The following is a 19,475-nucleotide window of genomic DNA, read 5'->3' on the forward strand; positions in this document are numbered from 1 at the left end:
ACATCGAGATCCACTGGGAACCCGGCCACGGCTGGCAATTCACCGACCAAAACGGCCAACCACTCCGACCAGAATGAGGATCAACCTTTCCCGCCGAAGCGGGCGCAGGCAGTCCGGACGCCGCAGTCCGGACGCCGCAGTCCGGACGCCGCAGCCTCAGAACAATGAGCCCTTGAACACCACGGACTCAATAATTCCGAGCAACCCGAGAATCATGCCGAGCACGGCTTTCCGCTTGCCGATCGGCGCGTACCCGAACTGGCTCATCAGCGACGCCCGGTTGTAGCCGAACGCCGAGAACCCGATCGCGGCGATCCCCACCAGCAGGATCGGGTTCACCACCACGCTGACGAGCCCAAGGACCAGCCCGACCGTCGCCGCGGTGTTTCGCCCCGTCGTCTCCTCACGTGCGCAGTCACCGCTCGCTGCCGGTCGGTCCGGTGCGGATCTGCCGGGTTCGGGGACCGCCGACTCGAGACCTGCTGCCATGCTTCGCCACCGTTTCTTCCCCGGGTGTCTCGACACCCTCCAGCGGAGGGCTCGACTCTGCGGCTACGACTCTAGAGCGGCCGGCTGTGCCCGCTGGGCGTGCCACCCGGACATGACTGCGACATGACGGCCACCCGAAGGAGACTCCTGCCCCAGACGGGACGGTCGCCCCAGATTCGCGGCTCCGCGCCCGACCCGAGCGAGCCCGACCGCCACGCCTGAGACGATAGGGGGGTGTCCACCCTCACCGACCGCCCGCTCACGCTCTCCGCGCGGATGCCGGCGCAGCCGGACGCGGACTCCCTCTACGAGGCATTCATCGCCTGGGCGACGGATCAGGGTCTCGAGCTCTACCCCGCACAGCAGGAGGCGCTGCTCGAGCTGGTGACCGGTTCGCACGTGATCCTGTCGACCCCAACCGGTTCCGGGAAGTCGCTCGTCGCCATCGCCGCCCACTTCGTGGCACTCGCCCAGGGACGCCGCACCTACTACACGGCGCCGCTCAAGGCGCTCGTCAGCGAGAAGTTCTTCTCGCTCGTCGCGGCGTTCGGGTCCGAGAACGTCGGGATGATGACCGGCGACTCGTCCGTGAACCCCGGCGCACCGATCATCTGCTGCACGGCCGAGATCCTCGCGAACATCGCCCTGCGGGAGGGGGGCGCCGAGGGCGACCCGACCGTCGTCGGGCAGGTCGTCATGGACGAGTTCCACTTCTATGCGGACCCGCAGCGCGGCTGGGCCTGGCAGATCCCCCTCCTCGAGCTTCCCCAGGCGCAGTTCCTGCTCATGTCGGCGACGCTCGGCGACGTCACGTTCTTCAAGGAGGACCTCGAACGGCGCACCGAGCGCTTGGTCGCGGTCGTCGAGAACACCGAACGACCGGTACCGCTGACGTTCAGCTACGCCATCGAGCCGCTGCACGAGCTGCTCGAGGAGCTCGTCAACACCCACCGCGCGCCGGTCTACGTCGTGCACTTCACGCAGGCGGCCGCCGTCGAGCGAGCCCAGGCGCTGATGAGCATGAACGTCGCCACCCGCGAGCAGCGCGACCAGATCGCCGTCGAGCTGGGGGCGTTCCGGTTCGGCCCGGGCTTCGGCCGCACGCTGTCTCGCCTGCTGCGCCACGGCATCGGCGTGCACCACGCCGGGATGCTGCCCAAGTACCGGCGCGTCGTCGAGCGCCTCACGCAGAAGGGCCTGCTCAAGGTCGTGTGCGGAACCGACACCCTGGGTGTCGGGATCAACGTGCCGATCCGCACGGTCGTGCTGACCTCCCTGGTCAAGTACGACGGCGTCCGGATGAGGCACCTGTCCGCGCGGGAGTTCCACCAGATCGCGGGCCGCGCCGGGCGGGCGGGCTACGACACCGTCGGCGAGGTGATCGTGATGGCGCCCGATCACGTCATCGAGAACCGCAAGCAGCTCGAGCGCGCCGGGGACGACCCGAAGAAGATCCGCAAGGTCGTGCGCAAGAAGGCCCCCGACGGCGCGGTCAACTGGACGGACAAGACGTACGAACGACTGCGCGACGCCGCCCCCGAGCAGCTGACCTCGAGCTTCGCGGTCTCGCATGCGATGGTGCTCAACGTCCTGGCACGTCCGGGCGAGCCCATCGCGGCGATGAAGCACCTGCTCACGGACAACCACGAGCCCGAGTCCGCCCAGGGCCGGCACGTGCGTCAGGCGGTCGCCGTCTACCGCTCCCTGAAGGCGGCCGGCGTCATCGAGCGCGTGCCACGACCGGACGGGCACGGCCTGACCGTCCGGCTCACCGTCGACATCCCGGCGAACTTCGCGCTGAACCAGGCCCTCTCGCCGTTCGCGTTCGCCGCCCTGGACCTGCTCGACCTCGAGTCCCCCACCCACGCGCTGGACGTCGTCTCGGTCATCGAGTCGACCCTCGACAACCCGCGCCAGGTGCTGTCCGCGCAGGCGAACAAGGCGCGCGGCGAGGCGGTCGCGGCCATGAAGGCCGACGGCCTCGAGTACGACGAGCGGATGGCGCTGCTCGAGGACGTCACCTACCCGATGCCGCTCGCGGAGCTCCTCACCGGTGCGTTCGTCACGTACCGTCAGACCAACCCGTGGGTCGCGGACCTCGAGCTCTCCCCCAAGTCGGTCGTGCGTGACATGCACGAGCGCACGATGACGTTCGTCGAGTACGTCTCGTACTACGCGCTGGAGCGGACCGAGGGCGTCCTGCTGCGCTACCTGGCCGACGCGTACCGCGCACTGCGTCAGACGGTCCCCGAGGAGAGCCGCACCGAAGAGCTGGCCGAGCTGGTCGAGTGGCTCGGCGAGCTGGTCCGCCGCACCGACTCGAGCCTGCTCGACGAGTGGGAGCGGCTGCGCAATCCGGCCGACGACGGCTCGGACGCGGTGGTCGATGTGGACACCGAGGACGCCCCGAAGCCGATCACGACGAACAAGCGTGCCTTCCGCGCCCTGGTCCGCAACGCCCTCTTCCGGCGGGTCGACCTGGCCGCTCGCGAGAACTACGCCGCGCTGGGCGCGCTCGACGGCGCCGACGGCTGGGACTCCGAGGCCTGGGCCACCGCGCTCGACCCGTTCTACGTCGACCACGACGCGATCGGCATCGGCCCGAACGCGCGCGGCCCCAAGCTGTTGCAGATCACCGAGCGCACCGGTGAGGAGGGCGCGCGCTGGGAGGTCCGCCAGATGCTGGACGACGAGCCCGCCGGCGACCACGACTGGTTCATCGGGGCGGTCGTGGACCTCGCTGCCAGCGACGTCGCAGGTGAGGCAGTGCTGCACGTGACCGCCGTCGGCCCGATGTAGGGGGCAGTACACATGGCCAAGAAGTCGACCAAGCACTCCGCCGGCGGCACCCCTGCCCTCGTCGCCCTCGATGGCGCCGGTGTCGCCCACTCGGTGCACCCGTACGAGCACGATCCCGCGAGCGGGCTCGGGTACGGGCTCGAGGCTGCCGAGGTCCTCGGGGTCGAACCCGCACGGGTGTTCAAGACCCTGGTGACCTCCGTCGACGGCGCGCTCACGGTCGCCGTCGTGCCCGTCACCGGACAGCTCGACCTCAAGTCCCTCGCGCACGCCGTCGGCGGCAAGAAGGCCGCGATGGCCGAGCAGGCTGCGGCCGAGCGCGCGACCGGCTACGTGGCTGGCGGGATCTCCCCGCTCGGCCAGCGGCAGCGGCTACGCACGGTGGTCGACGTGACCGCGACCGGCCACGCGACGGTGTTCGTCTCAGGTGGCCGCCGCGGGCTCGACGTCGAGCTCGCGCCGGCCGATCTCGTCCGGCTGACCGACGCCGTCGTCGCCCCGATCGCCCGGGCATAGCGGGCCCGCATCAGGCGCAGCCGGGCAGAGCCGGCGCCAGCTGCGGTCAGCGCGCCCCGAACGGCGCGTCGCTCGAGACGATGTCCTTCCCGAGCGGCATGAGAGAGACGGGGATGAGCTTGAAGCTGGCGATCCCCATCGGGATCCCGATGATCGTCACGCACAACGCGATGCCGGTCATCAGGTGGCCGATCGCGAGCCAGATCCCCGCCACGATCAGCCAGATCACGTTGCCGATTGCCGAGCCGACCCCCGCCGACGGCTTGTCGACCACCGTGCGACCGAACGGCCAGAGCACGTAGTTCGCGATCCGGAACGACGCGATGCCGAACGGGATCGTGACGATCAGGACGAAGCAGATGATCCCGGCGACGGCATAGCCGACGGCCATCCAGAAGCCGGCCAGGACGAGCCAGATGAGGTTCAGGAGCGTGCGCATGCCCCCAGCCTGCCGCACTCGGGCCGCGGACTCACACCCGGATAGGGTGCCGTTCCATGACTGACGACGACGCCCACGTGGCGGGGATCGCGACCCGGCTGGGCGCGGTGCGCGCCCGGATCGCGGCCGCCGAGCACGATGCCGGCCGGCCCGCGGGTGCGGTGCGGCTCCTGGTCGCCACCAAGACCATGCCCGCGAGCCTGATCCGCGCCGCGATCGGCGCGGGGGTCGACCTGATCGGGGAGAACCGGGTCCAGGAGCTCGTCGCCAAGGGACCCGAGCTCGCGGGGCTCGGCGTCGAGATCCACCTCATCGGCCACCTGCAGGGCAACAAGGCCAATCCGGCCCTGCGCTGGGCGACCTGCGTCCAGAGCGTGGATTCCCCGGAGATCGCCGCGCGCCTCGGCGAGCGCAGCGCCGAGGCCGGGCGCGTGCTCGACGTCCTGATCCAGGTCAACGTCTCGGGCGAGCCGACCAAGTACGGTGTGCTGCCCGACTCGGCGACGGACTTTGCGGGCGCCGTCGCGGGCATCCCCGGCCTACGTCTGCGCGGCTTCATGACGATCGGGGCGAACTCCCCCGATGCCGGGCTCGTCCGCGCGGGCTACGCACACCTGCGCGAGCTGCGCGACGCCGTCGTCGGCTCGGGTCTGGCGGGCACGACGGACGTCACCGAGCTGTCCATGGGCATGAGCGGCGACCTCGAGCTCGCGATCGCCGAGGGGGCCACGATCGTGCGGGTCGGTACCGGCGTGTTCGGCGCCCGCCCCCGGTAGCCGACGCAGCAGGTCGTCGCCGCTGATCGCCTCACGGGACGCGCGTGAGCCACTCCGGCGTACCGAACTTGGTGCTGACCAGGTGCTCGGCCCGCGCGACCTCGGCCTCGCGGAGCTCGCCGTCGACCGTGTCGTAGCGCCCGCGGAAGTGGGTCTTGAACGCCTCGATGACCTCGGTACGCGGGCGGCCGGTCTGCGAGCGGACGGGGTCCACGCGCTTCTTGGCGCTCGTGGTGCCCTTGTCGGAGAGCTTCTCGCGCCCGATCCGCAGCACCTCGAGCATCTTGTCGGCGTCGATGTCGTACGCCATCGTCACATGGTGCAGCACGGCTCCCCCGGCCAGGCGCTTCTGCGCGGCGCCGGCGAGCTTGCCGGCCGGGGAGGCGATGTCGTTCAGGCCGGAGAACCCCGCGATGACGCCGACGTCGGCCAGCGCACCGATCACCCAGTCGTCCAGGAAGGCATAGGACTGCTCGAAGCTGAGCCCGTCGACGAGGGAGGCGGGCACCACGAGCGAGAACGTGATGCAGTTGCCCGCCTCCATGAACATCGCTCCGCCGCCCGAGATGCGCCGCACGACGGTGATGCCGTGCTTGTCGGCGCCGTCGGGGTCCACCTCGTTGCGCAGCGACTGGAACGAGCCGATGACGACGGCGGGCTCGACCCACTCCCAGAACCGCAGCGTCGGGCCGCGTCGGCCGGCCGCGAGCTCCTCGGCGAGCACCTGGTCGAGGGCCACGTGCAGCGCGGGCGCCTGCGGGCCGGTGTGGATCAGCTCGAAGGTGTGGTCGCGCCAGCTCGTCGCGTGGCCCAAGGCCCGCCGCACGGCGATCGCCACCGACTCGGCGGTGAACCCTACGAGCGTGACCGTGTCGTCGAGCGCGGCCTCGATCGCCCGGGTGAGCTCCGGAACCTTCGCCTCGACGAGCTGCCCGACCAGGGCGGCGTCGATCCGCTCGAGCGCGTCGTCGGGCTCGAGGAAGAAGTCACCGCTGATGGCAACCGACGCCAGCAGCCCGTCGGCGACCACGACGTCGGCCGCCACCAGCTTGCCGCCCGGAACCTTGTACTCCCCCCGCAGGGCGACGAGCTCGGCGGCGTCGCGGGGCTGGACGGAATCGGGCATCGACACGGGGATTGTCACGAAATCATCCTACGACCGGCCGGATGGCAGGCTGCCCGCGAGCCCTGCCCGTCGACGGTCAGCGGCGGGCCACGCCCGCGCGCAGCAGGCCGTAGACGATCGAGTCGACGATCGCCTCGAACGAGGCCTCGATGACGTTGGGGCCGACGCCGACGGTGCGCCACGTCGTCTCCGCACCGGAGTCCATGGTCTCCACGAGCACGCGTGTGACCGCGTCGGTGCCGTGCATCGTGTCCATGATCCGCACCTTGAAGTCGATCAGCTCGAGGCGCTCGATCTCGGGATACGTCGTGACCAGCGCCTGGCGCAGCGCGTGGTCGAGGGCGTTGACGGGCCCGTTGCCCTCACCCGTCGCGACGGTGCGCGTGCCACCCGCGGTGAGCTTCACGGTCGCCTCGGCGTTCGCATGGTCGAGGGTCCCGGGGAGCGTCTCGACGATGACCCGCCAGCTCTCGACGTCGAAGAAGGCGAGCCGCTCGCCGTCGACCTCCTCGCGCAGCAACAGCTCGAACGAGGCGTCCGCGGCGTCGTAGGTGTAGCCCTGCGCCTCAGCGTCCTTGATGCGGTTCATCACCCTGCCGAGCAGTTCGCTCTGCCCCGCCAGGTCGATGCCGAGCTCGCGACCCTTGAGCTCGATCGACGCGCGACCGGCCATGTCGGAGATGAGCATGCGCATGTCGTTGCCGACCCGGATCGGGTCGATGTGCTGGTAGAGGTCCGGATCCACGCGGATGGCGCTCGCATGCAGCCCCGCCTTGTGGGCGAACGCGCTCGCACCGATGTAGGGCTGGCGTGCGAACGGGCTGATGTTGGTGATCTCGCTGATGGCGTGCGCGATGCGGGTGGCCTCTCGCAGGCCGCCGGAACCGACGAGCAGGTTGCGTCCCTGCTTGATCTCGAGGTTCGCGACCACGGCGATGAGGTCGGCGTTGCCCGTGCGCTCGCCGTACCCGTTGACCGTCCCCTGCACATGACCTGCGCCGGCGCCGACCGCCGCGAGGGTGTTCGCGACCGCGCAGCCGGAGTCGTTGTGCGCGTGCATTCCCAGCCGGGGACCATGCCCGACGGCGGCCTGCACCTCGCCGACGATCTGCGCCACGCCGTCGGGCAGCATGCCGCCGTTCGTGTCGCACAGCGTGACGACCTCAGCGCCCGACCCGAACGCCGCCAGGATCGCCTCGAGGGCGTAGCCGGGGTCGTACCGGTAGCCGTCGAAGAAGTGCTCGGCGTCGAGCACGACGCGCCGCCCCTCGCCCACCAGGAGCGAGACGGTGTCGGTGATCATCGCGAGGTTCTCCGCGGCGGTCGTGCGCAGCGCGCGCTCGACGTGGCGGATGTCGGTCTTGGCGACGAGGGTGACCACCGGCGTCTGGGCATCGAGCAGCGCCCGCACCTGCGGGTCGTCCACTGCCTTCACCCCCGCCTTCCGGGTGGCCCCGAAGGCGGCGAGCACCGCGTTGGTCAGGTGCAGCTCCTTGGCCGCCCGAGCGAAGAACTCCGTGTCCTTCGGGATCGCACCCGGCCACCCGCCCTCGATGAAGCCGACCCCCAGCTCGTCCAGAAGCGGGGCGATGGCGAGCTTGTCCGCGACGGAGAGGTTCATCCCCTCCTGCTGCGCGCCGTCGCGCAACGTCGTGTCGTAGACGTCGAATGCACTGTGCTGCGAGTGGTCGCTGGTCACGATGAACTCTCTTGAGCATGGAGACGGTGACGTGCCGGGAGACAAGAGTCTTCGTCGATCGCGTATCCCTGTGCGGGGAGCTGCCGGCGGGGGGTGGTGCCGGACTGGCGATCGACGGGCTGTCGGGTAGGGGGGTGGGCCCGACAACAAAAAGACCCCCCGAGGGTACGGGAGGTCTGCGCGTTCGGCGGTCTGCCGAACGCGCTACACGATAAGGAGCTGGAACAGTGGCACGGGGTGATCATGGCACAGACGTCCGGGGCGTGAGAACTCCCGTCCACCTGCTGGATGAACGGGAGTTCGGAGCCAGCTGCTACACGAGCCGGCGGAGCCAGGCGTGACGGTCCGTCGCACGGCCGTACTGGATGTCGGTGAGCTCACCGCGGATCCGGGTGGTGACCGCGCCGGCGGCACCGTCGGCCACGGTGAGGTTGAAGTCCTCCCCCGCCAGCCGGCCGATCGGGGTGATGACGGCCGCCGTCCCGCAGGCGAAGACCTCGGCGATCGAACCGTCCGCGATGCCGTCCTGGAGCTCGGTGAGCAGGATCGTGCGCTCGTCGACCTCGTGCCCGGCGTCGGTCAGGAGCGCGATGATCGACGAGCGGGTGACGCCCTCGAGGATCGATCCGGTGAGCGCAGGCGTCGACACCCGGCCGTCGGCGTGCACGACGACGACGTTCATCCCCCCGAGCTCTTCGATCTGGGTGTTGGTCGCGGCGTCGAGGAAGCAGACCTGCTCGCACCCGCGCTCGTGCGCCTCCTGCTGGGGCAGCAGGCTGGCGGCGTAGTTGCCACCGCACTTGGCTGCGCCCGTGCCGCCGGCACCCACCCGGTGGTAGTGCTGCGAGACCCAGATCGACACCGGCGCGACCACGGCGCCGAAGTACGACCCGACGGGCGACGCGATCACGAGGAACTCCGCCTCGAGCGTCGTGCGCACACCGAGGTACTTCTCCGAGGCGTACATGAACGGGCGCAGGTACAGGCTGGTCTCGCCGCCCGACGGCACCCAGGCCACATCCGTGCGGACGAGGGCGGTGATGGCACCGAGGAAGTCCTCCTCGCTCAGCTCGGGCAGCGCGAGCCGGCGGGCCGACGCCGCGAACCGGGCCGCGTTCGCCTGGGGCCGGAAGGTCCAGATCGAGCCGTCCGCGTGGCGGTACGCCTTGAGCCCCTCGAAGATCTCCTGGCCGTAGTGCAGCACGGCCGACGCCGGGTCGAGCAGCAGCGGCCCGTACTTCACCACGCGTCGGTCGTGCCATCCGGTGCTCGCCGACCAGCTGATCCGCGCCATGTGATCGGTGAAGACCGTGCCGAACTTGGGCGCGGCGATCTCCGCCTCGCGCTCCGCCGTGGGTACGGGCGTGTCGCTCAGGCGCAGCTCGAATGCCGTGGAGCTGTCGCCGCGCGCACCGAGGGCGTCGAGATCGGAGGTCGTGGTCATGAGGAGGGCCTTTCAGCAGGTAGACGAGAACGACGGTACCCGCGGTCGCGGCCGGGTTCGTGGCGGCGGTGCGGGCGGGGCCGGTCGAAGGTCAGCCGCGGATCCGCGCAGCGAGATCGGTACCGACCTCGGTGGTCGACCGCACCCGCCCCACGTGCGCGAGGCGATCGGCGAGGTCGGCCGCCACGGCGCGCTCGACGCGTGCGGCGGCGTCGGGCAGCCCGACGTGGTCCAGCAGGAGCGCGACGGACAGGACCGTCGCCGTCGGGTCCGCCTTGCCCTGGCCCGCGATGTCCGGAGCCGAACCGTGCACGGGCTCGAACATCGACGGAGCGACGGACTTGCCCGCGGCGTCGCGGTCGGGGTTGATGTTGGCCGACGCGGCCAGCCCGATGCCGCCCGTGATCGCCGCGGCGAGGTCGGTGAGGATGTCACCGAACAGGTTGTCGGTGACGATCACGTCGAACCGCGCCGGGTTCGTCACCAGCAGGATCGTCGCCGCGTCCACGTGCAGGTAGTCGACGGTCACCTCCGGGAACTCGGCGTTGACGGCCTCGACGGTGCGGCGCCACAGGTGCCCGGCGTGCACCAGCACGTTGTGCTTGTGCACGAGGGTCAGCTTCTTGCGCGGCCGGGCGGCCGCACGGGCGAACGCGTCGCGGACCACGCGCTCGACCCCGAACGCCGTGTTGACGCTCACCTCGTTGGCGACCTCGTGCGGCGTGCCCACGCGGATCGCGCCGCCGTTGCCGACGTACGGCCCTTCGGTCCCCTCGCGCACGACGACGAAGTCCACCTCACCGGGCGCGGACAGCGGGGAGGTCACCCCGGGGTACAGGCGGCTCGGCCGCAGGTTCACGTAGTGGTCCAGCGCGAACCGGAGCCGCAGCAGCAGCCCCCGCTCCAGGACGCCCGACGGGACCTGCGGGTCGCCGACCGCGCCGAGCAGGATCGCGTCGTGCGTGCGGATCGCTGCGAGGTCGGCATCGGTGAGCGTCTCACCGGTCGCGTGCCAGCGCTTGGCACCCAGGTCGAAAGCGGTGGGGTGCACGACGACGTCCTGCCCGCTCAGCGCCGCGTCGAGCGCGAGCAGCCCCTGCTCGACGACCTCCGTACCGATGCCGTCGCCAGCGATCACTGCCAGTTCGAGGGTGCGCGTCATGTGGGTCATCCTATCGCCGCGTCCCACCCATCGGGACGACTATCTCGAGATGTGGTCCGCGGTGGCGTCGTCGGAGGGGCTCCGACGGGGCGGGTACCGCAGCTCGAACTGCTCCAGCACCAGCTGGACCGACTCGTCGAAGCCAGAGCTCTCGACGGCGGGATCGACCGGCGCAACCCCGTGCGCTGCCTGGCTTCGGGAGAAGTAGGCCTGATGGCCTATCCGCCATGCCTCGAGCGACAGGTCGTCCTCACCCTCGAGCCGGGCGAACTCGGCGTCGACCTCGGCGAACGCGGCGATGCGCACGGAGGTGGTCCGCACGAGCGCCCGCGGATGCCCGCGACCATCGAGGATGATCGACAGGTCACCCTCCTGAGGGAGGGCCTCCGTTCCGGTCCCGCCCTGCGCGTCCGTGGCGGTCTCGTACTCCCAGACGCCGGAGGAGCACGCGGTCTTGGTGCCGTTCAGCACCGCCGCGAGCAGCCCGTCAGCGAGCTCCGGTGAGTCGCCGAACGCCCACGCCGGGGGCGGGATGCTCTCCGTCGGGCTGGGCCCGACGATCACGCCCAGCCGACCGAGCCCGACCTGTCGCCGCGCGAGCTCCCAAAACGCCGCGACCGCGTCGCCGTCGGGCAGGTCGACCTCATCGGACAGGTTGACCCCGTCGGACAGGTTGACCCCGTCGATCGATTCGCCGTCGCTTCGCTCGGCACCGTGCAACCCCGCGCTGTCCGTCACGCCACCATCCTCCCCCGCCGGGCAGCACCGGTCGGCCCGCTGGCCGACCCGACTGGCCCAGAACGACGATCCGCCCGTCGAAGGGTGCTTCGACGGGCGGATCGTGACTCACTCGCGACAGCGCGCGGTCAGCGGCCCGCGGAGCCCTCGACGTAGTCCGTCTCCGACGGCTTGACCCACGCGAAGAGCTTGCGGAGCTGGCGTCCGACGGCCTCGATGGGGTGCGCCTCGCCCTTGGCGCGCAGCGCCTTGAACTCGGGCGCGCCGGCGTCCTGGTCGTCGATGAACCGCTTGGCGAAGGCGCCACTCTGGATGTCCGCGAGGACCGCCTTCATGTTCTCCTTCACGCTCGGGTCGATCACGCGCGGCCCGGAGACGTAGTCGCCGTACTCCGCGGTGTCCGAGACGCTCCAGCGCTGCTTGGCGATCCCGCCCTCGTTGATGAGGTCGACGATGAGCTTGAGCTCGTGCAGCACCTCGAAGTAGGCGACCTCCGGCTGGTAGCCCGCCTCGGTGAGCGTCTCGAAGCCGTACTGGATGAGCTGCGAGACGCCGCCGCACAGCACGGCCTGCTCGCCGAACAGGTCGGACTCGGTCTCCTCGGTGAAGGTCGTCTTGATGCCGGCCGCCCGCAGGCCGCCGATCGCCTTGGCGTACGACAGCGCGAGCGCCCACGCGCCGCCGGTCGCGTCCTGCTCGACGGCGACGATCACGGGCACGCCGCGCCCGTCGACGTACTCGCGCCGCACCAGGTGTCCGGGCCCCTTGGGCGCGATCATCACGACGTCGACGCCGGCCGGCGGGGTGATGTAGCCGAACCGGATGTTGAAGCCGTGCGCGAAGACGAGCGCCGCGCCGGGTGCCAGGTTCGGGGCGATCTCGTCGCGGTAGACCGAACGCTGGGCCTGGTCGGGGGCGAGCACGACGACGACGTCGGCCTCCTTGACTGCGTCCGCGACCGAGAGCACGCGCAGGCCCTCGTTCTCGGCCTTGGTGCGGGACGCGCTGCCCTCACGCAGGCCGACGCGGACGTCGACGCCGGAGTCGCGCAGGTTGAGCGCGTGCGCGTGCCCCTGGCTGCCGTACCCGATCACGGCGACCTTGCGGCCGGCAATGATGGACAGGTCGGCGTCGTCGTCGTAGAAAAGCTCTGCCACGGTGGATCTCCTTGAGTGGGGGTGGTTCAGCGGACGGGTGGGGTGGGGGTCAGGCCGGTCGGCTGACGCGGTCCATGGCGCGGTCTGTGATGGAGCGGGCACCGCGGCCGATCGCGACGGTCCCGGACTGGACGATCTCGCGGATCCCGAACGGCTCGAGGGCGGCAAGCAGTGCATCGAGCTTGTCGGGTCCGCCGGTCGCCTCGATCGTCAGGGCGTCGGGCACGACGTCGACCACGTGCGCCCGGAAGAGCTCGACGACCTCCAGGACGCCGCTGCGCTGGGCGGGCTCGGCCCGGACCTTCACCAGCATCAGCTCACGCTGGACCGACGTCGGCCCCTCGAGCTCGACGATCTTGATGACGTTGATCAGCTTGTTGAGCTGCTTGGTCACCTGCTCGAGCGGCGCATCCTCGACGTCGACGACGAAGGTGATGCGCGAGATCTCGTCGTGCTCGGTCGGCCCGACCGCGAGGGAGTGGATGTTGAACGCCCGGCGGGCGAACAGCCCCGCGACGCGCGTGAGCACGCCGGGCTTGTTCTCGACCAGGACGGAGAGTGTGTGCCTGCTCATTGCCATTGTCCCCTCAGTCCTCTCGGTCCCACGCCGGGGAGATGCCCCGCGCGTACTGGACCTCGTCGTTGCTGACCCCGGCGGTGACCATCGGCCACACCATCGCATCGCGTGAGACGGTGAAGTCGATCACCACGGGCTGGTCGTTGATCTCCATCGCGCGCTTGATCGTCGCGTCGACGTCGCCCTTGCTCTCGCACCGCAGGCCCACGGCGCCATAGGCGTCGGCCAGCTTGACGAAGTCGGGGACGCGCACCGTGCCGTGGCCCGTGTGCAGGTCGGTGTTGGAGTAGCGCTCCTCGTAGAACAGGGTCTGCCACTGGCGGACCATGCCGAGCGAGGAGTTGTTGATGACGGCGACCTTGATCGGGATGTCGTTGATCGTGCAGGTGGCGAGCTCCTGGTTGGTCATCTGGAAGCAGCCGTCACCATCGATCGCCCACACGACGCGGTCCGGTGCGCCGACCTTGGCCCCCATCGCGGCCGGGATCGCGTAGCCCATCGTGCCCAGGCCGCCGGAGTTGAGCCAGGCGTTGGGACGCTCGTACTTGATGAACTGCGAGGCCCACATCTGGTGCTGGCCGACGCCGGCCACGAAGATCGACTCCGGCCCGGAGATCTCACCGATCCGCTGGATCACGTGCTGCGGCGCGAGGTGCCCGTCCTCCGGCTCGGAGTACCCGAGCGGGAACGTCTCGCGCCAGTCGTTGATCTGCCGCCACCAGCCCTCGAGGTCCGGCTTGCCGCGCTGGGCGTGCTCGCGCGCCAGCTCGGGCAGCAGGTCGGCGATGACCTCGCGCAGGTCCCCGACGATCGGCACGTCCGCGGTGCGGTTCTTGCCGATCTCCGCGGGATCGATGTCCGCGTGCACGATCGTCGCGTGCGGCGCGAAGCTCGACAGCTTGCCGGTCACGCGGTCGTCGAACCGTGCTCCGAGGGCGACGATGAGGTCAGCCTTCTGCAGCGCGGCGACCGCGGCGACGGTCCCGTGCATGCCCGGCATGCCGAGGTGCTGCGGGTGCGAGTCGGGCAGGGCCCCGCGCGCCATCAACGTCGTCACCACGGGGGCGCCCGAGGCGTCGACGAGCTGTCGCAGCTCGGCGGACGCGCCGGACCGGATGGCACCGCCACCGACGTAGAGCACAGGCCGGCGCGCCGTCGCGAGCAGCCGCGCGGCCTCCCGGATCTGCTTGGAGTGCGGCTTGGTGACCGGGTGGTAGCCCGGCAGGTTGAGCTGCTGCGGCCAGGAGAAGGTCGTGCTCGCCTGCATCGCGGACTTGGAGATGTCCACGAGCACGGGGCCCGGGCGACCGGTGGAGGCGATGTGGAACGCCTCCGCGATCACGCGGGGGATGTCGTCGGCGTTGGTCACGAGGAAGTTGTGCTTGGTGATCGGGAGCGTGATGCCGACGATGTCGGCCTCCTGGAACGCATCGGTACCGATCATCGACGCACCCACCTGACCGGTGATCGCGACGAGGGGGATCGAGTCCATGTTCGCGTCGGCGAGCGGGGTGACCAGGTTGGTCGCCCCGGGGCCCGACGTCGCGATGCAGACGCCGACCCGGCCCGTCGCGTGCGCATAGCCCGAGGCCGCGTGGCCGCCACCCTGCTCGTGCCGCACGAGGATGTGGCGGACGCGCTCGGAGTCCATGAGCGGGTCGTACATGGGCAGGATCGCGCCGCCGGGGATACCGAAGACGACGTCGACACCGACCTCCTCGAGGGAGCGGACGATCGCCTTCGCGCCGGTGACGGCTTCCGGCCCGATGGCGGCCGGGCGGGCGACCGCGGCGAGGCGGCTCGGCGCGGATGTGTCAGGCGTCGCTGCGCGCGAGCTGTCCGACGCGGACGTGCCGCGCAGACCGCTGCCGCGCGGCGGCGCCGGGTGGTGTCCCTGGACCATCGATCTCTCCTAAGACGTCGGTGCGGGTGCTGCTCTGCACTGCAGACTGCGAGATGCACGTGCCGTGACACAAAAAAGCCCCTCGGCCCAAGCGGGCTGGACGAGGGGAGGCGCGTTGCCGTTGATCCGTTGGATCTTTAGGCGACGCGCTCGTTAACTACGAGAATCGACTGCACCGGACGTACGTTACGCCCGCGCGGGGTCCGATGTCACTCCAACCCATCGCTGTCTCACATCGTGGTTCACGTGACCATCCAGTGGAACGCCCGGTGGGGGCGCCGTCGAGCTCGTCGAGGGCACCCGCACCGGTCGGGGTTCCGATTGCAGTCAGCAGCACCGCGCCAGCGTCAGCAGCACCGCGCCAGCGTCAGCAGCACCGCGCCAGCGTCAGCAGCACCGCGCCTGGACGGGAGAGTCGTGGCGCGAGCGCCAGTACTCGCGGATGCTCTCCGGTTCCTCGCCCGGGTGCACCCGGGCGAGGTGCGCGACGTAGCGCTCATAGTCGTGGTCACCCATCAGGGTCGTCCAGTACCACCGCACGCCGGCCGCCGCCCGCGCCACGGCGGCCCTCAATGGGTGCCGGTCGCGACGGGCCGGCGATCACCCTCGCGGCCACGGGCGTCCCACTCGGCCTGGATGGCCTTCTCGGTCGGCGTGGCGAGGAGCCCGCTCGGCGCGAACAGGTGCGACGGCAGCGCGGGGTCCTCGCTGGTCGGCATCCCCCCGAGCTTGATCGAGCGGACCATGACCGACACGGCCGCGCCCACGACGATCAGCACGAGCACCGCGAAGACGATCGACAGCGTCCCCTGGATGAAGGTGTTCCGGATGACGGCATCGATCGCCTGCGGCGTCGCCGCCGAACCGAACGTCTGCGCACCGGACGCCTTGGCCTCGAGGAAGGCCTGGTGGTTGGCCCAGTACCCGATCTTCGGGTTGCTCGAGAAGATCTTCTGGTACGACGCCGTCATCGTGATGATGAGGTCCCAGATCAGCGGGGCACCGGCGACCCAGGCCCACTTGCCGCGGCCCTGCTTGACCAGGACGGCGGTCACGACGGTCAGCGCGATCGCGGCGAGGAGCTGGTTGGCGATCCCGAACAGCGGGAACAGCGTGTTGATCCCGCCGAGGGGGTCGGTCACGCCCATGAGCATGATCGCCCCCCAGCAGGCCACCACGATCGCCGAGCAGAACCAGGCACCGAAGCGCCAGGACGGGTCCCGGAAGCGCTTGGCCCGCCCGCCCAGGTTGCCGATGGTGTCCGAGAGCATGAACCGGGCGACGCGAGTCCCCGCATCGACGGTCGTGAGGATGAACAGCGCCTCGAACATGATCGCGAAGTGGTACCAGAACGCCGCGAGCGCGGACCCGCCGAACACCCCCGAGAGCACCTGGGACATGCCGATCGCGAGCGTCGGGGCCCCGCCGGTGCGGGAGATGATCGACGCCTCGCCGACGTTCGCCGCCGCCTGGGAGATGTCGGCCGCCGTCATGGGCGCACCGCCGAGCCCGAGCGTGTTGACGTAGGCCGCCGCGGTCTCCGGGGTGCCGCCGGTGAGGGCGCCGGGGGCGTTCATGACGAAGTAGAGGTTCTGGTCGATCACGAGCGCGGTGACCAGGGCCATGATCGCGACGAACGACTCGGTCAGCATGCCGCCGTAGCCGATGATCCGTGCCTGGCTCTCCTTCTCGAGCAGCTTCGGCGTCGTCCCCGAGGCGATGAGCGAGTGGAACCCGGACAGTGCCCCGCACGCGATCGTGACGAACAGGAACGGGAAGAGCGACCCGGCGAACACCGGACCGTTGCCCTCGAGCGCGAAGGTCGTCACGGCGGGGGCGTGGATCTCGGGTCGGACGAACAGGATGCCGATCGCGAGCAGGGCGATCGTGCCGACCTTCATGAAGGTCGACAGGTAGTCGCGCGGCGCCAGCAGGAGCCACACCGGCAGGATCGAGGCCGCGAAGCCGTAGGCGATCAGGCACCACGCGATCGTGACGGGCTCGAGCGTGAACCAGGACTGGCCCCAGGCGGTCTCGGCGACCCAGCCGCCGGAGATGATCGCGAGGAGCAGGAGCACGAGGCCGATGACGGAGACCTCGGAGACCTTGCCCGGCCGCAGCGTGCGCAGGTACACGCCCATGAACAGCGCGATCGGGATGGTCATGGCGATGGAGAACACGCCCCACGGGCTGGCCGCGAGCGCGTTGACGACGACGAGCCCGAGGATCCCGATGACGATGATCATGATGACGTACACGCCGACCAGGGCCGCCGTCCCGCCGACCCGACCGAGCTCGTCCCGCGCCATCTGGCCGAGGCTGCGGCCGCCGCGGCGCACCGAGAGGGTCAGGACGAGGTAGTCCTGGACGCACCCGGCGAGCACCGCGCCGAAGATGATCCAGATGGTCCCTGGCAGGAACCCCATCTGGGCGGCCAGCACGGGCCCGACGAGCGGGCCGGCCCCCGCGATGGCGGCGAAGTGGTGCCCGAACAGCACGCGCCGGTCGGTCGGCATGAAGTCTTTGCCGTTGTCGTACGTCTCCGCGGGCGTCGCCCGGTCGTCACGCGGCTTCACGACGTTGTACTCGATCAGGCGCGCGTAGAACCGGTAGGCGACCACATAGGTCGAGACCGCCGCGAGGACGAACCAGACGGCGTTGACGCTCTCCCCGCGGAAGAACGCGATCATCGCCCACGAGACCGCCCCGAGCAGCCCGATCGCCGCGAACAGGAGGCGCTTGCGCGGGGTCATCGGTGATCTGTCGATCACCCCGACCGGGGGTGAGGTGGGATCGGTCCGAACCAGTTCGACGGCGATGTCGGCCACGAGGCTCCTGGGTGGGTGGGGTCACTCACCCGGGCCTGAACGGCGGCGATGTCGTGACAAAGATCAGACTAACCGACGAAAGACCCGCGCTTCCCACGGCCGGGCGATATCAACGCTTCCGGCGTCCGGGTAGTTCCCGAGCACGAGCTCGGCGTCGGCCCAGATCTCGGCGGCGGGCAGCACCACCAGCTGTTCGCGGTCGGTGAAGTTGCCCACCACGAGCAGCTCGGTGCCCGCCAGCCGACGCACGAAGGCGTACACCGCCTCGTCGTCGGCCATGAGCATCGTGAAGTCCCCGAGCGCGACGGCCGGTTCGGTGTGCCGGAGCTCGATCAGGCGCCGGTAGAAGTGGAAGACCGACCCCGGGTCGTCGTGCTGCGCGGCGGCGTTGATCTCGGAAGAGTTCGGGTTGACCGCGATCCACGGCTGGCCGGTCGTGAACCCCGCGTGCGGGCCGTCGTCCCACTGGACCGGGGTCCGCGCGTTGTCGCGACTCATCACCCGCAACGACTCGAGCAGGTCGTCCTGGGTCGCGTGGCCGTGCGCGATCGCCTCGGCGAAGTAGTTGAGGGTCTCGATGTCGCGGTAGGAGTCGATGGACTCGAAGTGGGCGTTCGTCATCCCGAGCTCTTCGCCCTGGTAGATGTACGGCGTGCCGCGGTGCAGGTGCAGCACCGTGGCGAGCATCGTGGCGGAGAGCTCGCGGTGCTCGCCGTCGTCGCCGAACCGCGAGACGATGCGCGGCTGGTCGTGGTTGTCCCAGTAGAGGCTGTTCCAGCCGCTCTCGGCGAGGCCGGCCTGCCAGCGACCGAACGACGCCTTCAGGTCCGTGAGCCGCAGCGGGTGCACGTCGAACTTGTTCGCCCCGTGGTCGAGGCCGACGTGCTCGAACTGGAAGACCATGTCGACCTCGGCGCGGGCCGGGTCGGTGAACAGCACCGCCTCCTCGACGGTCACGCCGGGCATCTCCCCCACGGTGAGCGGCGCGGACTCGCGTCCGGCGAAGACCTCGCGGTTCATCTCCTGCAGGTACTCGTGGATCCGCGGGCCGCACCCGTAGTGCGGCTGCCCGTCCCCGTACAGCGCGCCGTCGTGCACGATGCCGTCCGGCAGCGAGCCGTCCGCGCGCACGTCCTTGGAGATGAAGTTGATGACGTCCATCCGGAATCCGTCGACCCCGCGGTCGAGCCACCACCGCATCATCGAGTAGATCGCGGCGCGCACCTGCGGGTTCTCCCAGTTGAGGTCCGGCTGCTTGCGGGAGAACAGGTGCAGGTAGTACTCACCGGTCAGCTCGTCGAGGTCCCAGGCCGGACCGGAGAAGAACGAGCCCCAGTTGGTCGGCTCGGCCCCGGGAGCGCCGGCCTCCATGTGCGGCCGGGCCGGCCGCCACCAGTACCAGTCCCGCTTGGGGCTGTCGACCGACGACCGCGACTCGATGAACCACGGGTGCTCGTCGGAGGTGTGGTTGACGACGAGATCCATGACGAGCTTCATCCCGCGCGCGTGCACGTCGGCGAGCAGCGCGTCGAAGTCCTCGAGCGTGCCGAACGACGGGTCGATCGCCTGGTAGTCGCTGATGTCGTACCCGGCGTCGTCCTGCGGGGAGGCGTACACGGGCGACAACCAGATCACGTCGACCCCGAGCCGCTCGAGGTGGTCGAGCTTGCTGGCGATCCCCCGCAGGTCACCGATCCCGTCGCCGTTCGAGTCGGCGAAGCTGCGCGGGTAGACCTGGTAGACGACGGCGCTCGTCCACCAGGGTGCGGCGGTGGTGGTCACAGAAGAGCTCCTCGTGCTTCGACGAACGGCGGGATCTGGT

Annotated in this window: 16 protein-coding genes; 3 read left to right on the forward strand and 13 right to left on the reverse strand. The window is 70.2% G+C overall.

From position 1 onward, the window contains the following. Nucleotides 1-156 precede the first annotated feature (156 nt). A complete protein-coding gene (locus EUA98_RS15095) occupies nt 157-489 on the reverse strand; it encodes a hypothetical protein (RefSeq protein ID WP_130103521.1) in 333 nt (110 codons plus the stop codon). Between the two features lie 276 nt (nt 490-765). Between EUA98_RS15095 and EUA98_RS15100 the strand changes: the two genes are divergently transcribed. Together EUA98_RS15100 and ybaK are read left to right on the forward strand one after the other, a co-directional pair. Beyond that, on the forward strand, nt 766-3,288 hold the full coding sequence (locus EUA98_RS15100) for a DEAD/DEAH box helicase (RefSeq protein WP_130103551.1): 2,523 nt from the start codon (nt 766-768) through the stop codon (nt 3,286-3,288). Nucleotides 3,289-3,300: 12 nt separating this feature from the next. Next, on the forward strand, nt 3,301-3,804 hold the full coding sequence (ybaK, locus tag EUA98_RS15105) for a Cys-tRNA(Pro) deacylase (RefSeq protein WP_130103522.1): 504 nt from the start codon (nt 3,301-3,303) through the stop codon (nt 3,802-3,804). Between the two features lie 46 nt (nt 3,805-3,850). Here ybaK and EUA98_RS15110 read toward each other — a convergent pair whose 3' ends face one another. Further along, nucleotides 3,851-4,243 carry a YccF domain-containing protein gene (locus EUA98_RS15110; protein WP_130103523.1) on the reverse strand — a complete coding sequence of 131 codons (393 nt, stop codon included), beginning with the start codon at nt 4,241-4,243 and terminating at the stop codon, nt 3,851-3,853. A 56-nt stretch (nt 4,244-4,299) separates the two neighbouring features. Here EUA98_RS15110 and EUA98_RS15115 point away from each other — a divergent pair, with 56 nt between their 5' ends. Continuing rightward, nucleotides 4,300-5,019, forward strand: coding sequence for a YggS family pyridoxal phosphate-dependent enzyme (locus EUA98_RS15115; RefSeq protein WP_130103524.1), 720 nt, complete (start codon nt 4,300-4,302; stop codon nt 5,017-5,019). A gap of 31 nt (nt 5,020-5,050) precedes the next feature. On the opposite strand, the gene lplAB is transcribed toward EUA98_RS15115, so the two are convergent. The 11 genes from lplAB to EUA98_RS15170 all read right to left on the reverse strand — a co-directional run bounded on the left by lplAB (nt 5,051) and on the right by EUA98_RS15170 (nt 19,435). Further along, entirely contained in the window at nt 5,051-6,100 is a 1,050-nt protein-coding gene (lplAB, locus tag EUA98_RS15120) for a lipoate-protein ligase LplAB (RefSeq protein ID WP_130103552.1), read from the reverse strand. A gap of 121 nt (nt 6,101-6,221) precedes the next feature. Further along, on the reverse strand, nt 6,222-7,844 hold the full coding sequence (gene cimA / locus EUA98_RS15125; protein ID WP_130103525.1) for a citramalate synthase: 1,623 nt from the start codon (nt 7,842-7,844) through the stop codon (nt 6,222-6,224). 313 nt (nt 7,845-8,157) lie between these two features. Next, nucleotides 8,158-9,288 carry a branched-chain amino acid aminotransferase gene (locus tag EUA98_RS15130; RefSeq protein ID WP_130103526.1) on the reverse strand — a complete coding sequence of 377 codons (1,131 nt, stop codon included), beginning with the start codon at nt 9,286-9,288 and terminating at the stop codon, nt 8,158-8,160. A gap of 91 nt (nt 9,289-9,379) precedes the next feature. Continuing rightward, nucleotides 9,380-10,450: a 3-isopropylmalate dehydrogenase gene (locus tag EUA98_RS15135; protein ID WP_130103527.1), complete on the reverse strand. Its 1,071-nt coding sequence runs from the start codon at nt 10,448-10,450 to the stop codon at nt 9,380-9,382. Between the two features lie 39 nt (nt 10,451-10,489). Further along, complete coding sequence (locus tag EUA98_RS15140; protein ID WP_242511569.1) at nt 10,490-11,188, reverse strand: ASCH domain-containing protein; 699 nt, start codon at nt 11,186-11,188, stop codon at nt 10,490-10,492. 128 nt (nt 11,189-11,316) lie between these two features. Further along, a complete protein-coding gene (gene ilvC / locus EUA98_RS15145; protein WP_130103528.1) occupies nt 11,317-12,345 on the reverse strand; it encodes a ketol-acid reductoisomerase in 1,029 nt (342 codons plus the stop codon). A gap of 49 nt (nt 12,346-12,394) precedes the next feature. Continuing rightward, a complete protein-coding gene (gene ilvN, locus EUA98_RS15150) occupies nt 12,395-12,919 on the reverse strand; it encodes an acetolactate synthase small subunit (RefSeq protein WP_130103529.1) in 525 nt (174 codons plus the stop codon). A gap of 13 nt (nt 12,920-12,932) precedes the next feature. After that, the gene (locus EUA98_RS15155) at nt 12,933-14,825 is read right to left on the reverse strand and encodes an acetolactate synthase large subunit (RefSeq protein WP_130103530.1); all 1,893 of its coding nucleotides are present in this window, start codon (nt 14,823-14,825) and stop codon (nt 12,933-12,935) included. A gap of 387 nt (nt 14,826-15,212) precedes the next feature. Beyond that, a complete protein-coding gene (locus tag EUA98_RS15160; protein WP_130103531.1) occupies nt 15,213-15,398 on the reverse strand; it encodes a CstA-like transporter-associated (seleno)protein in 186 nt (61 codons plus the stop codon). Further along, on the reverse strand, nt 15,395-17,578 hold the full coding sequence (locus EUA98_RS15165) for a carbon starvation CstA family protein (protein WP_130103532.1): 2,184 nt from the start codon (nt 17,576-17,578) through the stop codon (nt 15,395-15,397). Before EUA98_RS15165 ends, EUA98_RS15160 begins: the two co-directional genes overlap by 4 nt. Before the next feature lie 138 nt (nt 17,579-17,716). Continuing rightward, entirely contained in the window at nt 17,717-19,435 is a 1,719-nt protein-coding gene (locus tag EUA98_RS15170; protein WP_130103533.1) for a glycoside hydrolase family 13 protein, read from the reverse strand. Nucleotides 19,436-19,475: the final 40 nt, after the last annotated feature.

Origin of the sequence: Pengzhenrongella frigida (assembly GCF_004168625.1) — a bacterium.
GTDB classification, from domain to species: domain Bacteria; phylum Actinomycetota; class Actinomycetes; order Actinomycetales; family Cellulomonadaceae; genus Pengzhenrongella; species Pengzhenrongella frigida.